Origin of the sequence: Flavobacterium sp., from assembly GCF_035195345.1 — a bacterium.
GTDB lineage: Bacteria > Bacteroidota > Bacteroidia > Flavobacteriales > Flavobacteriaceae > Flavobacterium.
On the sequence record NZ_CP136574.1, the window covers coordinates 2550668 to 2570510 of the forward strand.

Consider the following 19843-nt stretch of genomic DNA (forward strand, 5'->3'; position numbering starts at 1 on the left):
ATACTTTATTTAGCACAAATATTATGAGTGAAGAAAATAAGAAAAGTGGTTATTCTGCGGATAGTATTCAGGCCTTAGAGGGAATGGAGCACGTAAGAATGCGACCTTCCATGTATATTGGAGATACTGGAGTTCGTGGATTACACCATTTAGTGTATGAAGTGGTTGATAACTCTATTGATGAGGCGTTAGCTGGACATTGTGATACTATTTATGTAGCAATAAACGAAGATAATTCCATTTCAGTTGAAGATAACGGTCGTGGTATTCCAGTTGATTTACACAAAAAAGAAGGCGTTTCTGCACTAGAAGTTGTAATGACTAAAATTGGAGCAGGAGGTAAGTTTGATAAAGATTCTTATAAGGTTTCTGGAGGTTTGCATGGTGTTGGGGTTTCGTGTGTTAACGCACTTTCTGACCATTTACGTGCAACGGTTTATCGTGAAGGTAAAATCTATGAGCAAGAATACGAAAGAGGTAAAGCGTTATATCCAGTAAAACAAATTGGAACGACTGATAAAAGAGGTACTATGGTTACTTTTAAACCAGATGCTACTATTTTTACCCAAACATTAGAATATTCATACGACACATTAGCGGCTCGTTTACGCGAACTTTCTTTCTTAAATAAGGGAATCACCATTACTTTAACTGATAAAAGAAATTTAGCAGAAGACGGTTCTCAACCAGTTGAAACTTTTCATTCTAAAGAAGGTTTAAAAGAATTTGTTAAGTTTTTAGATGGAAATCGTGAACCTATCATTACTCATGTAATTAGCATGGAGCATGAAAAAGGTGAGATTCCTGTTGAGGTTGCTTTAATTTACAATACAAGTTACACCGAGAATATTTTCTCTTATGTAAATAATATCAATACACACGAAGGAGGAACACATTTACAAGGTTTCCGTATGGGTTTAACGCGTACGTTGAAAAAATATGCGGATGCTTCTGGTTTGTTGGATAAATTAAAATTTGAAATTTCAGGAGATGACTTCCGTGAAGGTTTAACAGCTATTATTTCGGTAAAAGTGCAAGAACCACAGTTCGAAGGTCAAACCAAAACTAAATTAGGAAATAGAGAAGTAGTTTCTCCAGTTTCTCAGGCGGTTTCTGAAATGTTAGAAAATTATTTGGAAGAAAATCCAAATGATGCTAAAATCATAGTTCAAAAAGTAATTCTTGCTGCACAAGCACGTCATGCTGCTAAAAAAGCACGTGAAATGGTGCAACGTAAAACCGTTATGGGTGGTGGAGGATTGCCAGGTAAATTATCAGATTGTTCAGAACAAGATCCAGAAAAATGCGAAATTTTCCTTGTAGAGGGAGATTCGGCAGGAGGAACAGCTAAACAAGGTCGTGATAGATTTTTCCAAGCAATTTTACCTTTACGTGGTAAAATTTTGAATGTGGAAAAAGCAATGCAACACAAAGTATTTGAAAACGAAGAAATTCGTAATATTTTTACCGCATTAGGAGTTACAATCGGAACCGCTGAAGATTCAAAAGCTTTAAATTTAGAAAAATTACGTTACCACAAAGTAGTGATTATGTGTGATGCCGATGTCGATGGTTCTCACATCTCAACTTTGATTTTAACGTTCTTTTTTAGATATATGAAAGAACTTATTGAAAAAGGTCACGTATATATTGCAGCTCCACCTTTATATTTGGTTAAAAAAGGAAACAAAAAAGAGTATGCTTGGAACGATGTTCAACGTGATGTTGCTAATGAAAGAATGGGAGGAAATGCTGCTATTCAACGTTATAAAGGTCTTGGGGAAATGAATGCAGAACAATTGTGGGACACGACTCTTAATCCAGAAAACAGAACGTTCAGACAAGTTACAATCGATAGTTTGGCAGAAGCGGATAGAGTTTTCTCAATGTTGATGGGTGATGAGGTACCGCCTCGTAGAGAGTTTATTGAAAAGAATGCCTCTTACGCTAAAATTGATGCGTAAATCGGGTATAATAATAGGATTATTTGCTGCTTTCTTTTTTACACAAAAAAGTAAGGCTCAGACTGTAAATGAACAAATAGGGTATCTGTTAACAGATGCCCTTTTCTATTCGGGTCAGTATATTACTCCTGCAACAGATGCAGCGGTTTATCAAGCTTCTTCATCTTGGATGAATTCGGCAAAGAAAAAAGAAAAATGGAAAGTTGATTTAGGTTTACATGTAAATACTTTTTTTGTTCCTAAAAAGGATAGAGAATTTCAAATAAGTAATGATGATTTTCTATTTTTTGAAATAGAAAATGCAGAAACCGCAGTTGTTCCTTCTACTTTAGGAAATGATAATCAAGTTTATTTGGTAGGAGATTTAGATGGTCAACAAGTGCGATTTAAAACTCCTGAAGGAATTAATCAAGAAGTAGTGGTTTATCCTTATTTGCAAGCGAGCGTAGGATTACCTTATGGATTTGAATTTGTAGGAAGATATTCAACTCGAACCAAACTTAAAAAGGGCGATTATCAGGTATATGGATTTGGTTTAAAGCATAATTTTAGTCAGTATTTTTCAAAGTTAGAACAAAAGAAAATCAATATTTCATTGCTAACGGTTTATTCAAATGAAGAAATCCGATTTGATTTTTTAGATGTCCAAACGGCAACTTTTGGTAATTTAGGATTGGATAGATTTAGTAGTAAAATTAATACTTATCATTTTCAACTAGCTGTTTCAAAAGGAATTAAGGATTTCGAAATTATTGGAAGTATAATTACTAATGTGAGTGATTTTAATTATAAGGTATATAGTGATAGTTCTGAACCTTCAGTATTTTTAGATCCAATCAATAAGCTTATTCCACAGCTTGAAGAAACCAAATGGAATGCAATAGGTGAAATTTCAGGTAGATATCAAATAAGCAAATTTTATCTGCAAAGTTCAATTGCTTTTGGTAAATTTGTCAACGGAAATATGGGAGTTCAATATCAATTTTAATTTAATAATTTTAAATATACACAATAAAATGAAAGTAACTATAGTAGGTGCGGGAAACGTAGGTGCAACATGTGCAGACGTTATATCGTACAGAGGAATTGCAAGTGAGGTTGTATTAGTAGACATTAAAGAAGGTTTTGCCGAAGGTAAAGCTATGGATATTATGCAATGCGCTACAACTACTGTGTTTAATACACAATTGAGTGGTACAACTGGTGATTATTCTAAAACTGCAGGAAGTGATGTAGTAGTAATTACTTCAGGTATTCCAAGAAAACCTGGAATGACCCGTGAAGAGTTAATCGGTATCAATGCTGGAATTGTTAAGTCGGTTGCAGATAACGTTTTAACACATTCTCCAAATGCAATTATAGTAGTAGTGTCTAATCCAATGGATACTATGGCCTATTTAACATTAAAAGCTACAGGATTGCCTAAAAATAGAGTAATTGGAATGGGTGGTGCTTTAGATAGCTCTCGTTTTAAATATTATTTATCAAAAGCATTAGATAAACCAGCTAATGATGTTCAAGGTATGGTTATTGGTGGTCATGGTGATACTACAATGATTCCATTAACACGTTTAGCATCTTACAATGGTGTTCCGGTTTCTAATTTCTTATCTCAAGAAGAATTAGATAAAGTAGCTGCTGACACTATGGTGGGTGGTGCTACATTAACAGGTTTGTTAGGAACTTCAGCTTGGTATGCACCAGGAGCTTCTGTGGCTTATTTAGTTGATAGTATTTTAAATGATCAAAAGCGTATGATTCCATGTTCAGTATTCTTAGAAGGAGAGTATGGACAAGAAGATATTTGTATGGGAGTTCCATGTATTATTGGTAAAAATGGTGTTGAGAAAATTGTTGATGTGCAATTAAATGAAGCTGAAAAAGCATTATTTGCTAAAAGTGCAGATGCAGTTCGTAACATGAATGCAGATTTGAAATCAGTATTGTAATTTTATCTTAAAAATAAAATACAAAAACTGTCAATAAATTGGCAGTTTTTTTTTGTTATGACATTTTTTATGAACACAATAAGATTGCATTTTTTGCTGTAAATTAATAAGTTTTAAACAATAAATGAAGGATTGTGAATTACTTTTTTTTGTTGTAAGTGTTTAATTATTAGGTAATAATAAGGATTTGCGATTAAAATTTATTAAAAAGGCTATTTTAATCCAAAATAAAATTGCTTAATCTTATTGTAAATTATATATTTGTCCGTTTTTATAATATAGAATAAATAAATTTTAGTATAATGCAGAATAGAGGACTTATTAAATTTTTCGCAATTATCTTTGCTTTGGTATGTGTATACCAACTTTCTTTTACTTTCGTAGCAAATAGTATTGTTTCTGATGCAAAAGCTTTTGCAAAAGGAGATGCTGCTAAGGAATTACGTTATTTAGATTCTATAGGAAAAGAAGAAGTATACTTAGGACATACTTACAAAGAAGTTACCAATAACCAAATCAACAAAGGTCTTGACTTAGAAGGTGGATTAAACGTAATCCTTCAAATTTCAGTTAAAGATGTTTTGAAAGGATTAGCTAATGATTCTAAAAATCCAGCTTTCCTAAAAGCACTTGCTGATGCAAAAGCAAACCAACAAGGAAATCAAGATTATATTGATGCTTTCTTTGAAGCAGCTAATGCAGCAAATGTGAAATTGGCTGCTGCTGATGTTTTTGGAAATAGAAACTTAGATGAAGTTATCAAGTTTGATATGACCAACAAACAAGTTGAGCCAATCATCAAACAAAAAGTTCAAGAATCAGTAGAAAGTGCTTTCAAAGTATTAAGAGAGCGTATCGATAAATTTGGTGTAACTCAACCTAATATTCAATTATTAGGAAATTCTGGTAGAATCTTGGTAGAATTGCCAGGCGCTAAAGATGTTGATCGTATAAAAAAATTATTGCAAAGTACTGCTCAATTAGAGTTTTGGGAAACCTATAAAATTGAAGAAGTTGGACAATATTTAATGTCTGTAGAAGATGCATTAAAGAAAACAGAAGTAGCTGTTAAAGCGGCACCAACTAAAACAACTGGAATAGATTCTTTATTAACAGATAAAGCAGATACTACAGCTGCAAATAATAGTCCTTTCTTAGGTAAAATGTTAGCTCCAGGTCAGCAAGGTGCTCCACATGTAGGAACATTTGCTACTAAAGATACTGCAGTTATTAACGGGTATTTAAAAAGAGCAGATATTAAAGCTTTATTACCAGCTAATTTAACTAACATTAGATTTGCTTGGGGAAAAACCAACGAAAAAAATCCAGATATTACAGATTTATATGCATTAAAAGGAACAAGAGATAATGTTGCTCCTTTAAGTGGTGGTGTTATTGTTGATGCAAAAGATACTTTTGATCAATTAGGTAAACCAGCCGTTTCTATGCAAATGAATGGTAACGGATCAAGAAAATGGGAACAAATTACAGGAGCAGTTTCTCAACAAGGAAATGCTATTGCAATTGTTTTAGATAATATCGTTTACTCTGCACCAGGTGTAAGTAAAGGAGCGATTACTGGAGGTCAATCAGAAATCTCTGGAAACTTTACAATTGAAGAAACAAAAGATTTAGCAAACATCTTAAGAGCAGGTAAATTACCAGCTGCAGCAGAAATTGTTCAATCAGAAGTAGTAGGGCCATCATTAGGACAAGAAGCTATTGATAATGGTATGTTATCATTCGTTATTGGTTTTGCTTTAGTATTATTATGGATGGTAGTTTACTACGGTAAAACTGGATTCTATGCTAACTTAGCTTTATTAGTAAACATCTTATTCATTTTTGGAACATTAGCAAGTTTTGGTGCGGTATTAACATTGCCAGGTATTGCAGGTATCGTTTTAACAATCGGTATGGCGGTAGATGCTAACGTAATCATATTTGAAAGAGCAAAAGAAGAATTAGATAATGGTAAATCGGTACAAGAAGCTACTGATTATGCTTTTACTTGGAAAGGTGCGATGTCATCTATTATTGATGCTAACGTTACTACAGCGATTACAGCTATTATCTTATTAGTGTTTGGAACAGGGCCTATTCAAGGTTTTGCTACTACTTTATTAATTGGTATTTTTACTTCTGTTATCACTGCAGTTTTTGTAACTAGAATGTTCTTAGATTGGAGTTTAAACAGAAACGAAAAATTAGCTTATTCAACTTCGTTAACTAAAACTTGGTTTAAAAACTTAAATATCGATTTCTTAGGGAAAAAGAAAATTGCTTATATAATTTCAGGTCTTTTAGTAGCATTAAGTATTTTCTCATTAGCAACTAAAGGATTAAATCAAGGGGTTGACTTCGTAGGAGGAAGAACGTACCAAGTACGTTTCGATAAAGCGGTTTCGGCTCCAGAAGTTACAGCTGATTTAGTAGCTGTTTTTGGAAGTGCTGAAGCTAAAATTTATGGAGGTAATAATCAGTTAAAAATTACTACTAAATATAAAATTGAAGACGAAGGCGAAGGTGTAGATAAAGAAGTAAACCAAAAATTATATGAAGGTTTAAAGAAATATTTACCAGCTGATTTAACCTATGAAAAGTTTGCCAATTTATACGAAGGTAAAGAAATTGGTATTTTATCATCTGCTAAAGTAACAGGAACTATTTCAAAAGATATTAAAACAAACTCTTTATGGGCAGTTTTAGGTTCATTATTTGTTGTATTTGTTTACTTAATGATTAGTTTCCGTAAATGGCAATTTGGATTAGCTGCTGTTATAGCAGTTGCGCATGACGTAATTATTGTATTGGGTATTTTCTCATTTTTCTATACAATCTTACCATTTAACATGGAGATTGACCAAGCGTTCATTGCTGCAATCTTAACCGTTATTGGATATTCGTTGAATGATACTGTAATTGTATTTGATAGAGTTCGTGAATACCTAGATTACAATTCCTCACCAGATTTCAAAGGATTAGTTAACAAAGCATTAAATACTACTTTAAGTAGAACAATCAATACTTCTGCAACAACATTAGTTGTGTTAGTGGCAATCTTCATTTTTGGAGGTGAAACTATTAGAGGTTTCGTATTTGCTATCTTAGTGGGTATTTTAGTAGGAACTTATTCTTCATTATTCATTGCAACTCCAGTGATGCAAGATACAATTGGTGAAAAAGAAGGTCGTAAAATGGCTGAATTTAAAAAAGAAGACTAAGTAATTAGTTTACATTATATTGAAAAGTCCTGATTTATTCAGGACTTTTTTTATATTTATAATTCTAAAATGATAAATTATGAAAGCTAAACTTTTTTTATTTGCTCTTGTGTTCGTAGTAATGTCTTGTAATAAGAATAAAGTATTTGACGAATTTAATCGTGATTTTACAGATAATCGTTGGGAAAGCAAAGATGTGAAGTCATTTGAATTTGAAAATATGCAATCTGAGGAAGTTTGTGATGTCAAATTACACATTGGTCACATAAGCGGTTTTCAATTCAAGGAAGTGCCTTTAGAAGTCGAAATTTCAACTCCTGATGACATGGCAGAAACACTCCCTGTGGTTATGAAACTTATTGATGAGTCAGGAAATGATATTGGCGATTGTACAGGTGATGTTTGTGATGTGTTCCAATCTATTAAAACTTTTGAAAAACTTGAAAAAGGTAAATACAAAATTAGTATTAAAAGTAAATTTAAAGGACCTTATCTGCCAAATGTGTTAGGAGTAGGAATTGTAGTCGAGAAACAAAAATAAAAAAAGCAGTTAGAATTTCTAACCGCTTTCTTATGATATAATTTATTCCACAGTGTCTAGTTTGCAGCTTCAACTGTAAATCCTTCCTTACGCAATAATTTAATTACCCCTTCTTCTCCCGCTAAATGTCCCGCACCAACGCCAAAAAATGTTGGTTTAGCTTTCATAGTTTTTATCATCACGGGAATCCAGTTTTTGTTTCTATTGTTTAACAAAACATCTTGATTATCTGAAGTAATTTTGTTATCTGAATCATCCATCATTTTAAGCATGCCCTCAATGTCTTTACTTTGATAGATTTTCATCATTTTTTTTAGTTCATCTTTGTCCTTTTGTAAATCACTTTTAGCCATTTTTACTAATTCATCGGCCTGAACTTGGTAGGAAATCGCATCAAATACTTTCATTTGGTCTTCCACAGTTTCTAGTCCAAAGATTTCTTCTTTTTGTTCCTTGCTTACTTTCATCAATTCATTTTCAACCGATTGAAAAGGGCAATCAATCATCTTTGGGTACAACATTGTTGTTATAATAAATGGTTTAAAACTATCAAACATTTTTGCCGACATGTTGATGTTTTTTTTGAGAAATTCATCAACTGTTTTAAAATCATCCGCATTTAATAAAGTAGACAATTTTGTGCCATCTTTCATCATCATGTGTTTCATCATTTGCATTTGCAATGATTTTTCATCCATGTCGAGTTCTAAAGACAATTGTTCTGTTTTTCCAAGTGCTTTTATTGTATTTTCATCCAAAGTAGCATCACAAGTTATATGAATGGTTCCATATAAAAATGAGTCTTGTTGTAGACCATTACCCGATATTTTCCAAAGTAAACTTTTTTCTAATTCTTGAGAAAATGACAAACCTGTAAGTAAGGTTAAAAGAGAAATGAATAGCTTTTTCATTAATAATCTATTTTTTGGAGTTCATTGTAATTTTTCTGAAGTCTTCGCATTAAAATACCATATAAAACGCGGTAAAACAGCCAGATTAGTCCAATGAAAACAGTAATTATAACAGCATAAATAACAATCATTATGCAATAAAAAATATTTGGATCTACATTTTGAGAAACTTTATCTATCATTCTCCGAATATTTGGATCATACATAAATTGAAAAATAAAGACCAAAATAAATGAAAAAGCGGTCATCCCTAAATTATACCAAACATAGTATTTTACAGTTTTTCGAGTTTTTAATATGCTTTGCATCAATTGTTTTACAGTGTCTGTAGTATTGATTGCTTTATAATTTTTGAAAAACAAGTAGATGAAAAATAAAATAACACCATAATTTACAAATGCAATTATAGGCATTGCAGTATCTAAATGATATATTTTTAAGGTTTTAAAATACTCTTCATCTGCAGAAAAAACAGATATACTTGTCCATAGTAAAAGCTCTAGTATGCTAATTACTACAATCCATTTCACGATAGAAGAGGATCGCTTGTGGAGCATTCTGTAAATTTCTTTTTCTCCTATTTGTTGGAATGAACCTTCTTGTTTTTTCCAATCTTTTTTTAATATTTCTAATTCATCCATCTGTTACGGATTTAATATTTTTTTTAATTTTCCTTTTACACGATTCATTTTTACCCGTGCATTTACTTCACTAATCCCTAATGTTTCAGAAATTTCAGTATAATCTTTATCTTCTAAATATAAGAAAACCAAGGCTTTTTCAATATCGTTGAGCTCGCTAATGGCGCTGTATAACAATTTTAATTTTTCTTCATCTTCAAAGTTATATTCCTCCTGAGTCACCTTGTGAAAGGCATTATCAAACTCAATGGTGTCAACGGTACGTTTCTTTTTTCGATAAAGGGTTATAGCTGTATTTAGCCCTACACGATATGCCCAAGTAGAAAACTTAGAATCTCCTCTAAAGTTTGGAAAAGCCTTCCATAATTGAATGGTAATTTCTTGAAACAAATCGTTATGTGCATCTGAATCAGTAGTATATAACCTACAAATTTTGTGGATTATATTCTGATTTTCTTTGAGTTGTTGCACAAAAAGTATTTCCGATTCTGATTTCATAAATAATAAGTAGTTTTTTGCACAAATTTGTTACAAGTTTTCATACCCAATCGCTAATCCTACAAACTTACTATAACCTTCCATCCCGTCTTTTTGTTGGTTGGCTTTTAGGAAATTATCGTAGAAATATTCAAAAAAGCTATTGATAGGTGTTTTGTATTGATTCCAGAAGATTTTGTTCTCTTCAAAGTTTTTTAAAACACCTTTGTTGATTTTATCTGCAAAAGGCTTCGAACTTCCTTCTTCTAAAGCTTCTAAATTATTCAGCGCATAACGCAACGCAAAACTGTATGCTGAATATTGGAAATACAAATCGTCATTTTTAGCTGCCGTTATAAATCCGATGAAATTACATTCGCTTTCGCTTCCAATTCCTATTTGATGCGCCATTTCGTGGCAAGTGGTTAAAGGTGAAGTGTATTTAGGTTTTAAATAATTCACTTGCGCTTCATTGGTAAACGGATTCAAATAACCACCAAATCCCATATAACTCAAAGGATAACTAAACAACGATGATTTGATGCTTTTTACTTCATAACGGAATTCTTGTAAATCAATTGGAATATTTTCATAGCCTTTCAAAGCCAAATTATAAATTTCGTCATGCGAATACGGAATCACAACCGCAATAGAATCATTTTTTGTGATTTGTAATTGTAATTCATTGGTTTTCAATAACATTTTTTCTGCAAACGTTTTTAATTGTTCTGCCGAATATTCTTTTTCAATCTGTAGTTTTTCATGTAACGGAATTCGGTAGTAGTTCATTCCCCAAAGAATATGAAAGAAAAAGTAAAAAACAGAAACCCAACTCAATATAGCCAATCCGTTATTTTTCCATTCTTTGAAAAAGCCAGTTCGGTGCTTCCAAATCCATCGTAATAATAGTAAAATCAGGATAAAATAAATCACATCACCAAGCGAAAATGGTAACCAACCCAATGCTTTTCTTGACAAGAAAGCCAATTTCGGATAAAAACCTTTACTGTACCAGGTTTCTACAAAATCAGGAAATAAACCAATCGTTTTTACAACGATGATTTGGATTATTAAAAGAAGAGGAAGTATGAATTTTCTTTTCACAGCGTATTTTAAAACGTAAATATAATCACAAATCAATTTGTAAAGAAATTAAACTTTGTAACTTTGTTATCTTAAACTTGAAACTTGAAACTTGAAACTTGAAACTTGAAACAAAAAAACACAAAAAATATAATGAGCCAAGAAATTAGAAATCTGGAACCAAAGCCACTTTGGAACAAATTTGCCGATTTGAATGCGGTACCACGTCCGTCTAAAAAAGAAGAGCGTGTGATTGAATTCATGAAAAACTTCGGAACCAGTTTAGGATTAGAAACGTTTGAAGACGAAATCAGAAACGTTATTATTCGCAAGCCAGCAACGCCAGGAATGGAAAACCGCAAACCAATTGTTTTGCAAGGACATTTGGATATGGTGCACCAAAAAAACAACGACACGAATTTTGATTTCGACACGCAAGGAATCGATATGTATGTCGATGGTGATTGGGTTCGTGCAAAAGGGACTACACTTGGTGCTGATAATGGGTTAGGAGTTGCGATGATTATGGCGATTTTAGAATCTACTGATATTAAACATCCTGCAATTGAAGCTTTATTTACAATCGATGAAGAAACTGGAATGACAGGCGCTTTGAACTTAAAAGGCGGTGTGTTACAAGGTGAAATTTTATTAAATTTAGATACCGAAGAAGATGATGAAATCGATATCGGTTGTGCAGGTGGAATTGACGTAACTGCAACAAGAGGTTATAACGAAGAAGAAACGCCTGAAGGCTCTGTGGGTTACACGATTACTGTGAAAGGTTTACACGGTGGACACTCCGGAATGGATATTCATAAAGGATTAGGAAATGCCAACAAAATCATGAACCGTTTGTTATTTGACGGATTTGAGAATTTTGGATTGCAAATTGCCGAAATTTCAGGAGGAAGTTTGCGTAATGCGATTCCAAGAGAAAGTGTAGCGAAAGTTATTATTGCTGAAATGTATGACGAAGCGTTTGTTTTTGACATGCAAGAAGTAATTGGCGACATCAAAACCGAATTCAAAACGATGGAACCAAATTTAACGATTGAAATTGTTAAAAACGATACGATTCCTACAAAAGTAATGGATTTAGGTGTGCAAGAAGGTTTGTTACGAGCGATTTATGCTGCACACAACGGCGTTTACAGAATGTCGGCTGATATGGAAGACTTGGTAGAAACTTCTAATAATATTGCACGTATAATTGTAAAAGACGGGCAAATTTCGATTCAGAATTTAACGCGTTCATCGGTAGAAAGTTCTAAAATGGATTTAGCAAATAGCTTGCGCTCGGCGTATGAATTATTTGGTTGCGAAGTAGAATTTGGAGGAAGTTATCCAGGTTGGACACCAAATGTAAACTCTGAAATTTTAGACGTTTTGACTTCAATTTACGAAAAACAAAACGGAGATAAACCAAAAGTAGTCGCGTGTCATGCTGGATTAGAATGTGGAATCTTAGGAACGAACTATCCAAACATGGACATGATTTCTTTTGGACCAACCATTCACGGAGCACACAGTCCAGATGAAAGAGCATCCATTAAATCGTCTCAGAAATTTTGGAAGTTTGTTTTAGAAATTTTAGAGAATATTCCAGAGAAGAAATAAGAGAATAGAAAATAGAATAAAGAGGAAATCCCGAGCTAGCTCGGGATTTTTTTTGTGCTGGGGCGAGCATCTTACTCGTAACTATTTTTTATCAGCTTTACATTGTGTTCACAGGTATGACGCTAGCGATAGCTAGGTAAAGCAAACCGCTGATATAAGCTGGCCTATAATTTATGTTTTAGAATTACTTTTAAGTTTGTACTGGTTCGATATGTTTTCTCTGGAATATATTTTGGGACTAAACATTTAACCGAATTATTAAACCATTTAGTTTCAAATTCCGTTCCACCAAATAATTTTCCAGCTATTGTGTCTGTGTAAAGTATTGTGCTATCAGATTTGGATTTGGAGTAAATCGTCGCCACAAAATGTCCAGAATCAATTGTTTTCTGATTAAGATTTATAAATTCTTCTGGTCTATTTTTTTTGCAACTTTGTAAAAGCAAACACAAAATAATAGTTAAAATTGAATAGTGAAGTATCTTCATTTTCTCTCGTTTTACAATTTTTGTGAGGCTTACTTATAATTTGAAAATATGCTCATTTTTTTTCTGTTTATTTGACCATGTCCAACTGTTTTTTAGTTAGATATACTCAACTATTGCTGCGTAATAGTTTTAATGAAATCAAATATAATAAAATATTTACAATTTCTAAAACAAAAAAGGCTCACTTTCATGAACCTAATTTTTTCAATTCCAAATTATTCCGTTTTTCAAATCGTTATAACCTAACATTTCGTTTATGTTTTCGAAGTTGAGGAGTACGAGCAATTCGTACAATTCCAATCGGGTAATGAGAATAATGAAATTGCTTTGCAATGTAGGAATAGGGATTTTCTTTTTATAAATCGAGTGTTTGTATTCCTTTTCCCAATAGTCGATATCAATGCGTTTTAGGTAATTTGCAAACCCAATTAATTCATCTTCGGTAAGGCTAAAGTTGAGGTTGTTGAAGGTTAATTGGTAATTGCCACAACCTTTCAAGAAAATCAGCATGCCGTTTTGGGTTTGTTTTAAAATGGAATAATTGCAACACATAGTTTTATTTTTTATTTCGTTTTCCCCACCAAATAAAGAATCCGGTAACTGGTAATGATGCACAAACTAAACTAATAATCAACCCTAAAATCTTGCTCCAAATCCCAAAAATGGCGCCAATGTGAATATCGTAATTTGCAGCAACCGCTTTTTCACCCAAGTTTTTGTCGTGATGCGAATGTTGATGTAACAATTCTCCTGAATTTTCATCAAAAATCAAACTATGATTCACATGATACGAGTAGGAGAGTTGCTTCACAAACACATCATAATTCGGATGTTCGTGGTCGTCTAAATGTTCGTAACCAAAATCCAAACTGTATTGAAACGCATCAGGATATAATTCTTCGACTTTTTTCCCAATTTTATCCAACGTATGCTCGTTTCTTATTTCGATAGGTGCTTTGGTTTGAATGTGCGAAAAATCAGGATACGTTGTGCTTCCGCCCGAAAATACGAAGTATAAAATCGCTTGAATGAAGAAAAACGCATAAAACAATCCCGTAAAGGCAACCACAAAAGCTAATGACGACACGTAAAATCCTAAAATGTTGTGCAAATCGTAGTTTTTGCGTTTCCAACTTTTTACGTTTTTCCATTTAAAAGCAAAACGCTGTTTTCTCGCGTTTTTGTATTTTGGCCACCATAAAATAATGCCCGAAATCAGCATGAAAACAAAAATCAATGTTGGAATACCACACACATACGTTCCCCAATCGGTTTTCAGCATAAAACTGAAGTGAATCGATTTGATGATATTGAAAAAATCAGTTGTTTCATCATAAACACCGCGAATTTCGCCCGTAAACGGATTTACATAAACCGATTTGTAAACAACATATTCTTTGTAAAAGTTCCAACCTTCCGGATTTCTTTCGTAGTAATAGAAAATGTAGCTTCGACTTTTATCAATAGGAATAGTTACCCAGTGAATGGGATATTTTTCATTGGTAAAAGCATCTACTTTTTGCTCTAACACTTTAAGCGAAAGCGGTTTTTTGTTGGCGATATTCGATTCGTGATGATAAATAGCATCTTTTCGAAGGTAATTGGTGATTTCTTCTTGAAACACATAAATCGCACCCGTAATAGAAATGATAAAAACGATTAAACCCGTCGATAAACCTAACCAGAGATGTAATTTTCTAATGCCTTTTTTGAAACTTGATTTTTGCATGTGATTACGATAAAAACTCCCCACCGAAATGAGGAGCTTACTTTAAACTAAACAGAAAATAAACTTAAAATTTGTATGTAACACCAGCCGTAATGCTTCGTAAACGTTGCGGAGTAACGGTTGACCAACCCGAATAATATTTCTCATTCAACATATTATTCAATTTTAAGGATACGTTAAACTTGTCGTTGTCATATGATAAAGCCGAATTTAATACAGTGTAATCAGGTAATGCGAAAGTTCCTGTGTTGGCTCTGTTCAAAGTTTTGTATTCGCTAGCGTAGTTTCCACCAAAACCAATTCCGAAACCTTTCAATTGTCCGTTTGTTACGGTGTAATTTGCCCAAAAATTCACTAACGTTTCTGGACCAGCTTCTTCAGGACGTAAGCCTAAATAACCGTCGCTAGGAGATTCTTTTGTAACTTCCGTATCATTATGACTAAAACCAGTAATAACGTTTAATCCTTTAATTGGATTGGCAACGATACTTACTTCAACACCTTTGCTTTCTACTTCACCACCTTGAATCGAGTTGTTGATGTTGTATGGATCCGTTATTACGCGGTCTTTCACACGGATGTCATAATAACTTACCGATGCCGAAATAATATCTTTGTACAAACTTGTTTTTAAACCTACTTCAAACTGATTCGCTTGTTCTGGATCAAATTCTTTGGTTCTTGGATTGCTTCCGTCTAAATCGGCAACAGTTGTTGGAGCAACGTTTTGGAAACCATTCATGTAATTTCCAAAAACAGAAACTTTGTTTTCAACGATTTGATACACCGCTCCAAATTTTGGAGATAAAGCTACTTGACCTTCTGTTTCAACACCATCATATTGTGAAGTTTTTCCGTCGAAATAATCTAAGCGTAAACTTGCCATCACAGATAATTTATTGGTAACATTTAAAACGTCAGAAACGTAAGCACTCATGATTTCTTGATTGGCTTCGGTATTTCCAGCAAAGCTTCCCGTTAGAAGAGCGTCAGTTCCTGCTTGCGTTAAAATTCCAGTATCGGTGCCATTAACTAAAGAAACCGTACCATTAGTAACCCAACCAGAACCATTATTAATCAATCTCGAATTGTAATAATCCAATCCTGCAACCAAACGGTTTCTCATGTTTCCGATTTTGAAATCACCAATGAAATTTTGTTGGATATCGGTAGTATAGAATGTTCCATCTGCTTTTGAAATATAACGTGTGAATTCATCACCATTTGCCGAATCCCATAAATATTGATAGTATCCATTTGTTTTAGTTGAACTTTTAGATAAAACCGTTTGCGAAGTCCAATAGTTTGATAGTTTATACAATGCTTGCATTTGCATATTGAATGAATTGTTGTTCATGGTTAAATCATTCGAAGTAAAAGATCTTTTGTAGTTTCTGTCAAATAATTCCATTGAATCAAATGAAAGAGGAGCGTAACGACTCAAGAAAATCATGCTCGATTTTGCTGATGTATTTTTATAAAATTCGGTATTTACTAAGAAAGTCAATTTGTCGTTTACTTCATATTTTATAGAAGGCGCTAAAAAGAAGGTATTCGAAAATCCAGCATCTTGAAACGATTCTTCTGTGGTGTAAGCGGAATTAATTCGAACAGCGGCTTTCTCATTAAGAGGAAGGTTTACATCTGCGGTAACGCGATTGCTACCATACGTTCCGTTGTTGTAACTGATTTCACCACCAAACATTTGATGCGGTTTTTTAGTCACCACATTAATTAATCCACCATACGAAATAACGCTACTTCCAAACAATGTTCCAGATGGCCCTTTGATGACTTCAATGTTGTCGATGTTAATTGGGTCGATTGTTGTGTTAGTTAAGGATGGTAAACCGTTTGTCATCGTTGGTTGAACCGAAAAACCTCGCATGGAGTAATATTCAGCACCATCGCCATTACGACCAGTAGATTCCCAAAGTCTAGTTACACCAGTTGCGTTTTTAAGTGCATCGTTAAAATTCGTAACCACTTGTTCCTTCAAAAGGTTAGCTGGAATGGAATTGTACACTTGCGGATTTTCGATATCCTTTAAAGGCATTTTAGAAACAGTTGTACTGCTTTCTTTTTTGTACTTGTTTTCTCTCGTGCCTTCAACGGTAACTTCTTTTAAAACTTTTGTTGAATCCGCTTTTTCTTGACTAAAACCTAGTAGCGATGACAACAAAAGTGTTGTTAATACTATTTTATTCATTTTTATTTAGATTTAATTAAAATAACTTCGCAAAAATATTAAGTCGAAATGAAACTACAAAATTTATTTAGACTTATTTTAAATAATATTTATAAGGAATTGATTTTCAGGTAAAAAGTTTTATTCCGAAGTTTCAGAACTTAAATTTTTAAACTTTAAACTAAAATTGTAACTTTGCACTCCAAAATAAATAACAGTTATGTTAGATAGATTACAATATGTTAAACAACGTTTCGACGAAATATCAGATTTGATTATTCAGCCTGATGTGATTGCCGATCAAAAGCGTTATGTACAATTAAACAAAGAATACAAAGACCTAAAAGGTTTGGTTGAAAAGCGTGAAGAATATATAACTCTTGACGGAAATATAAAAGAAGCAAACGAAATTATAGCGGATGGTTCTGATGCTGAAATGGTTGAAATGGCCAAAATGCAGTTAGACGAAGCGAAAGATCGTTTGCCTCAATTGGAGGAAGAAATCAAATTTATGTTGATTCCTAAAGATCCAGAAGATGCGAAAAACGTTATGGTGGAAATTCGTGCTGGAACGGGTGGGGATGAAGCGTCTATTTTTGCAGGTGATTTATTCCGTATGTACACTAAATATTGTGAAGCAAGAGGTTGGAGAACTTCTGTGGTAGATATTAGTGAAGGAACTTCAGGTGGTTTTAAAGAGGTAATTTTTGAAGTTACTGGTGAAGATGTTTACGGAACTTTAAAATTTGAAGCAGGCGTACACCGTGTTCAACGTGTACCTCAAACAGAAACACAAGGACGTGTGCACACTTCGGCTGCAACGGTAATGGTTTTACCAGAAGCAGAAGAATTTGATGTTCAAATTGATATGAATGATGTTCGTGTAGACTTTTTCTGTTCGTCTGGTCCTGGTGGTCAGTCGGTAAATACGACGAAGTCTGCGGTTCGTTTAACGCACATTCCAACAGGATTGGTAGCGCAATGTCAGGATCAAAAATCGCAACATAAAAATAAAGACAAAGCATTGGATGTACTGCGTTCTCGTTTATACGAAAAAGAATTAGCCATCAAACAAGCGGAAGATGCAACAAAACGTTCTTCGCAAGTAAGTTCAGGTGACCGTTCAGCAAAAATTAGAACGTATAACTATTCTCAAGGTCGTGTAACCGATCATAGAATTGGTTTAGACGTTTTTGATATGGATGGAGTGATGAACGGAAAAATTCAAAAATTTGTTGACGAACTTCAGTTGGTTAACAACATGGAGAAATTGAAAGAAAACGAAGTGTTCTAAATTAGGAACTTAATTTATACAAAAGATGCCAAGCTAAATAAATAGTTTGGCATCTTTTTTTGAATCAATTACTACCTATTCTTTAGCTTCTGAATTTTCTTCAGATTTTGAACTTATTCTATTTATTTTTAACATCGGAGCAAATTTGAATTTGATTGATGCAATTTTCATGTTATCTGAACTTGATAAACCTTCATTTTCTACCGTATTTTTTCTGGTATCTAATGCTTCATAATACAATTTAATTTCATCCCAATCTTCTCTTGAGTACACATCTTTGTTTTTTTCTACTGTAGTTGTAAAATTTTCATAGACTCTTAAAATATTGTTTTTATTAACCCAACTAAATGCCATATCGTCTCCAATATCTTCACTGCCAAATAACGCTGTTCTTACCACCGATTTTGTGCTTTTTTTAGGTTGTTGAGCTAAATAACTAGCTTTATACAATTCATATTTGTCGCTAGAAACTATAATTTTACCTTTTAGTTCTTCGCGGTTTTCAAGTTCTAATAATGCGTTTTCGGCTACTAATTTTCTTTTTTGGTGATCATTTTCAATACTATCCCAATTTGTTTTTAAATCAATAACAGCAACATTATTTAGTGAATCTACGAACATTTCATAGGCAACAATTTCTTTTTCTGCATTAGTTTGCTTTTCATTCTTACATGAAATTAAAGCAGCTCCAGTTGCAAGGGTAATAAGTAAAATTTTAAATTTTTTCATTTTTGAGTATTTATTTGTTAGAAATTTTTGAAATTAATTGAGTTACCGCAAACTGAACGCCATAACCTAGAATTTGTTTGAATGGATTTTTGGATGTGCCAACTACCAATCTTTTAGTTAGATAACCACCTAAAACGCTGGCAATGTTAGTATATAAATTGTCCTTGTTAGTAGCGGTTTTATAAAATTCGCTAATACCTTGATTAACAATATTGGAAACGGTAAAAGAATTATGAACTATGAAATATTGTTCTTTTAATTCCATGAATTCCTTAGTTCGTTTTGTTTTTAAAGTAGCAATTTTAGCATCGAGAATATCGGTTTGTTTAAGCGCTTTCATCCCTATATATTGTTTGTATTACTTTCATTTTCAGCGATAATCTTATCTTTTAACAGCTTTGAAACAATTAAATTATCGATTGGAATTTTAATTAACGTTTTTCTAAAAACAAAAACGATTAGGGCAACTATAAAATAAAATCCAGAAATAAGGAAAAATCCCATAGCATAATCATTTAAGAGTTTACCAATTAAAAGACTGATTCCTATGTTAATAAACAATATAAACATAGCCACTATGATTACCATAGAAGTTATTACAGCTAAAGATGATATTACATCTGATGTTTTATCAATTGTGTTTAATTGTAATAATTCAAAACTAGTTTTGGTATATTTTTCTGCTTTATTATAAAGTAGTTCAATATCAGTGGCTATGTTTTCCATTGCTTTTTTATCTTGTAATTTCGTTACTCATTCGTTCTAATTTCGATTTTCCTTCTTCAATAACTTCTTCTGCGTTGGAAGTAAAATTGGAATATTGATCTTCCACCGAAGCAATAAAGTCAGTAAAACTTCCTTTTAAATTATCTTTTAAATCGGTTCCTTTCTGTGCAATTTTTCTTCTTGTATTGCTACCTTTATCTGGTGCAAATAAAACACCCAATATTGCACCAATTGCTAATCCACTTAACACTCCTATAACCACGTCTGTATTTTTCATCG

19 protein-coding genes are annotated in these 19843 nt (G+C 32.9%); 7 read left to right on the top strand and 12 right to left on the bottom strand.

Annotation, left to right across the window (positions count from 1 at the left end):
- Positions 1–23: 23 nt before the first annotated feature.
- The 5 genes from gyrB to RSE15_RS11865 all read left to right on the top strand — a co-directional run bounded on the left by gyrB (position 24) and on the right by RSE15_RS11865 (position 7678).
- Positions 24–1964 (top strand): DNA topoisomerase (ATP-hydrolyzing) subunit B, encoded by a 1941-nt coding sequence (gene gyrB / locus RSE15_RS11845; protein WP_324068760.1) that lies wholly within the window; start codon positions 24–26, stop codon positions 1962–1964.
- Entirely contained in the window at positions 1957–2952 is a 996-nt protein-coding gene (locus tag RSE15_RS11850) for a DUF6588 family protein (RefSeq protein ID WP_324070466.1), read from the top strand. The genes gyrB and RSE15_RS11850 overlap by 8 nt, the downstream gene beginning before the upstream one ends.
- A 28-nt stretch (positions 2953–2980) precedes the next feature.
- Positions 2981–3913 (top strand): malate dehydrogenase, encoded by a 933-nt coding sequence (gene mdh, locus RSE15_RS11855; protein WP_324068761.1) that lies wholly within the window; start codon positions 2981–2983, stop codon positions 3911–3913.
- Between the two features lie 302 nt (positions 3914–4215).
- On the top strand, positions 4216–7137 hold the full coding sequence (secDF, locus tag RSE15_RS11860) for a protein translocase subunit SecDF (RefSeq protein WP_324068762.1): 2922 nt from the start codon (positions 4216–4218) through the stop codon (positions 7135–7137).
- 79 nt (positions 7138–7216) lie between these two features.
- Positions 7217–7678, top strand: a complete 462-nt coding sequence (locus RSE15_RS11865) for a gliding motility lipoprotein GldH family protein (protein ID WP_324068763.1) — start codon at positions 7217–7219, stop codon at positions 7676–7678.
- A gap of 56 nt (positions 7679–7734) precedes the next feature.
- On the opposite strand, the gene RSE15_RS11870 is transcribed toward RSE15_RS11865, so the two are convergent.
- From RSE15_RS11870 to RSE15_RS11885, 4 genes are read right to left on the bottom strand one after another with little or no spacing between them, the layout of a single operon-like run.
- A complete protein-coding gene (locus RSE15_RS11870; protein WP_324068764.1) occupies positions 7735–8589 on the bottom strand; it encodes a TraB/GumN family protein in 855 nt (284 codons plus the stop codon).
- Positions 8589–9230 (bottom strand): DUF8845 family protein, encoded by a 642-nt coding sequence (locus tag RSE15_RS11875; RefSeq protein WP_324068765.1) that lies wholly within the window; start codon positions 9228–9230, stop codon positions 8589–8591. Before RSE15_RS11875 ends, RSE15_RS11870 begins: the two co-directional genes overlap by 1 nt.
- Positions 9231–9233: 3 nt before the next feature.
- Positions 9234–9728, bottom strand: a complete 495-nt coding sequence (locus tag RSE15_RS11880) for an RNA polymerase sigma factor (RefSeq protein WP_324068766.1) — start codon at positions 9726–9728, stop codon at positions 9234–9236.
- A 30-nt stretch (positions 9729–9758) separates the two neighbouring features.
- Positions 9759–10811, bottom strand: coding sequence for a DUF3810 domain-containing protein (locus tag RSE15_RS11885; protein WP_324068767.1), 1053 nt, complete (start codon positions 10809–10811; stop codon positions 9759–9761).
- 132 nt (positions 10812–10943) lie between these two features.
- Here RSE15_RS11885 and RSE15_RS11890 point away from each other — a divergent pair, with 132 nt between their 5' ends.
- Positions 10944–12410, top strand: coding sequence for an aminoacyl-histidine dipeptidase (locus RSE15_RS11890; RefSeq protein WP_324068768.1), 1467 nt, complete (start codon positions 10944–10946; stop codon positions 12408–12410).
- A gap of 164 nt (positions 12411–12574) precedes the next feature.
- Here RSE15_RS11890 and RSE15_RS11895 read toward each other — a convergent pair whose 3' ends face one another.
- The 4 genes from RSE15_RS11895 to RSE15_RS11910 form a co-directional block, all read right to left on the bottom strand.
- The gene (locus tag RSE15_RS11895) at positions 12575–12898 is read right to left on the bottom strand and encodes a hypothetical protein (protein ID WP_324068769.1); all 324 of its coding nucleotides are present in this window, start codon (positions 12896–12898) and stop codon (positions 12575–12577) included.
- A 204-nt stretch (positions 12899–13102) separates the two neighbouring features.
- Positions 13103–13450 carry a DUF6686 family protein gene (locus RSE15_RS11900; protein ID WP_324068770.1) on the bottom strand — a complete coding sequence of 116 codons (348 nt, stop codon included), beginning with the start codon at positions 13448–13450 and terminating at the stop codon, positions 13103–13105.
- A 4-nt stretch (positions 13451–13454) separates the two neighbouring features.
- Positions 13455–14627 carry a PepSY-associated TM helix domain-containing protein gene (locus RSE15_RS11905; RefSeq protein ID WP_324068771.1) on the bottom strand — a complete coding sequence of 391 codons (1173 nt, stop codon included), beginning with the start codon at positions 14625–14627 and terminating at the stop codon, positions 13455–13457.
- A gap of 64 nt (positions 14628–14691) precedes the next feature.
- Positions 14692–16836: a TonB-dependent siderophore receptor gene (locus tag RSE15_RS11910; protein WP_324068772.1), complete on the bottom strand. Its 2145-nt coding sequence runs from the start codon at positions 16834–16836 to the stop codon at positions 14692–14694.
- 199 nt (positions 16837–17035) lie between these two features.
- Here RSE15_RS11910 and prfA point away from each other — a divergent pair, with 199 nt between their 5' ends.
- Complete coding sequence (gene prfA, locus RSE15_RS11915) at positions 17036–18109, top strand: peptide chain release factor 1 (RefSeq protein WP_324068773.1); 1074 nt, start codon at positions 17036–17038, stop codon at positions 18107–18109.
- 75 nt (positions 18110–18184) lie between these two features.
- Here the strand turns inward: prfA and RSE15_RS11920 are convergent, their stop codons facing one another.
- Genes RSE15_RS11920 through RSE15_RS11935 form a run of 4 tightly spaced genes read right to left on the bottom strand, consistent with a single transcriptional unit; the run spans position 18185 to position 19841 of the window.
- A complete protein-coding gene (locus RSE15_RS11920; protein ID WP_324068774.1) occupies positions 18185–18838 on the bottom strand; it encodes a DUF6565 domain-containing protein in 654 nt (217 codons plus the stop codon).
- A gap of 10 nt (positions 18839–18848) precedes the next feature.
- Positions 18849–19178, bottom strand: a complete 330-nt coding sequence (locus RSE15_RS11925) for a hypothetical protein (RefSeq protein ID WP_324068775.1) — start codon at positions 19176–19178, stop codon at positions 18849–18851.
- Between the two features lie 2 nt (positions 19179–19180).
- A complete protein-coding gene (locus RSE15_RS11930; protein WP_324068776.1) occupies positions 19181–19564 on the bottom strand; it encodes a hypothetical protein in 384 nt (127 codons plus the stop codon).
- 7 nt (positions 19565–19571) lie between these two features.
- Positions 19572–19841, bottom strand: a complete 270-nt coding sequence (locus tag RSE15_RS11935; protein ID WP_324068777.1) for a YtxH domain-containing protein — start codon at positions 19839–19841, stop codon at positions 19572–19574.
- Positions 19842–19843 lie beyond the last annotated feature (2 nt).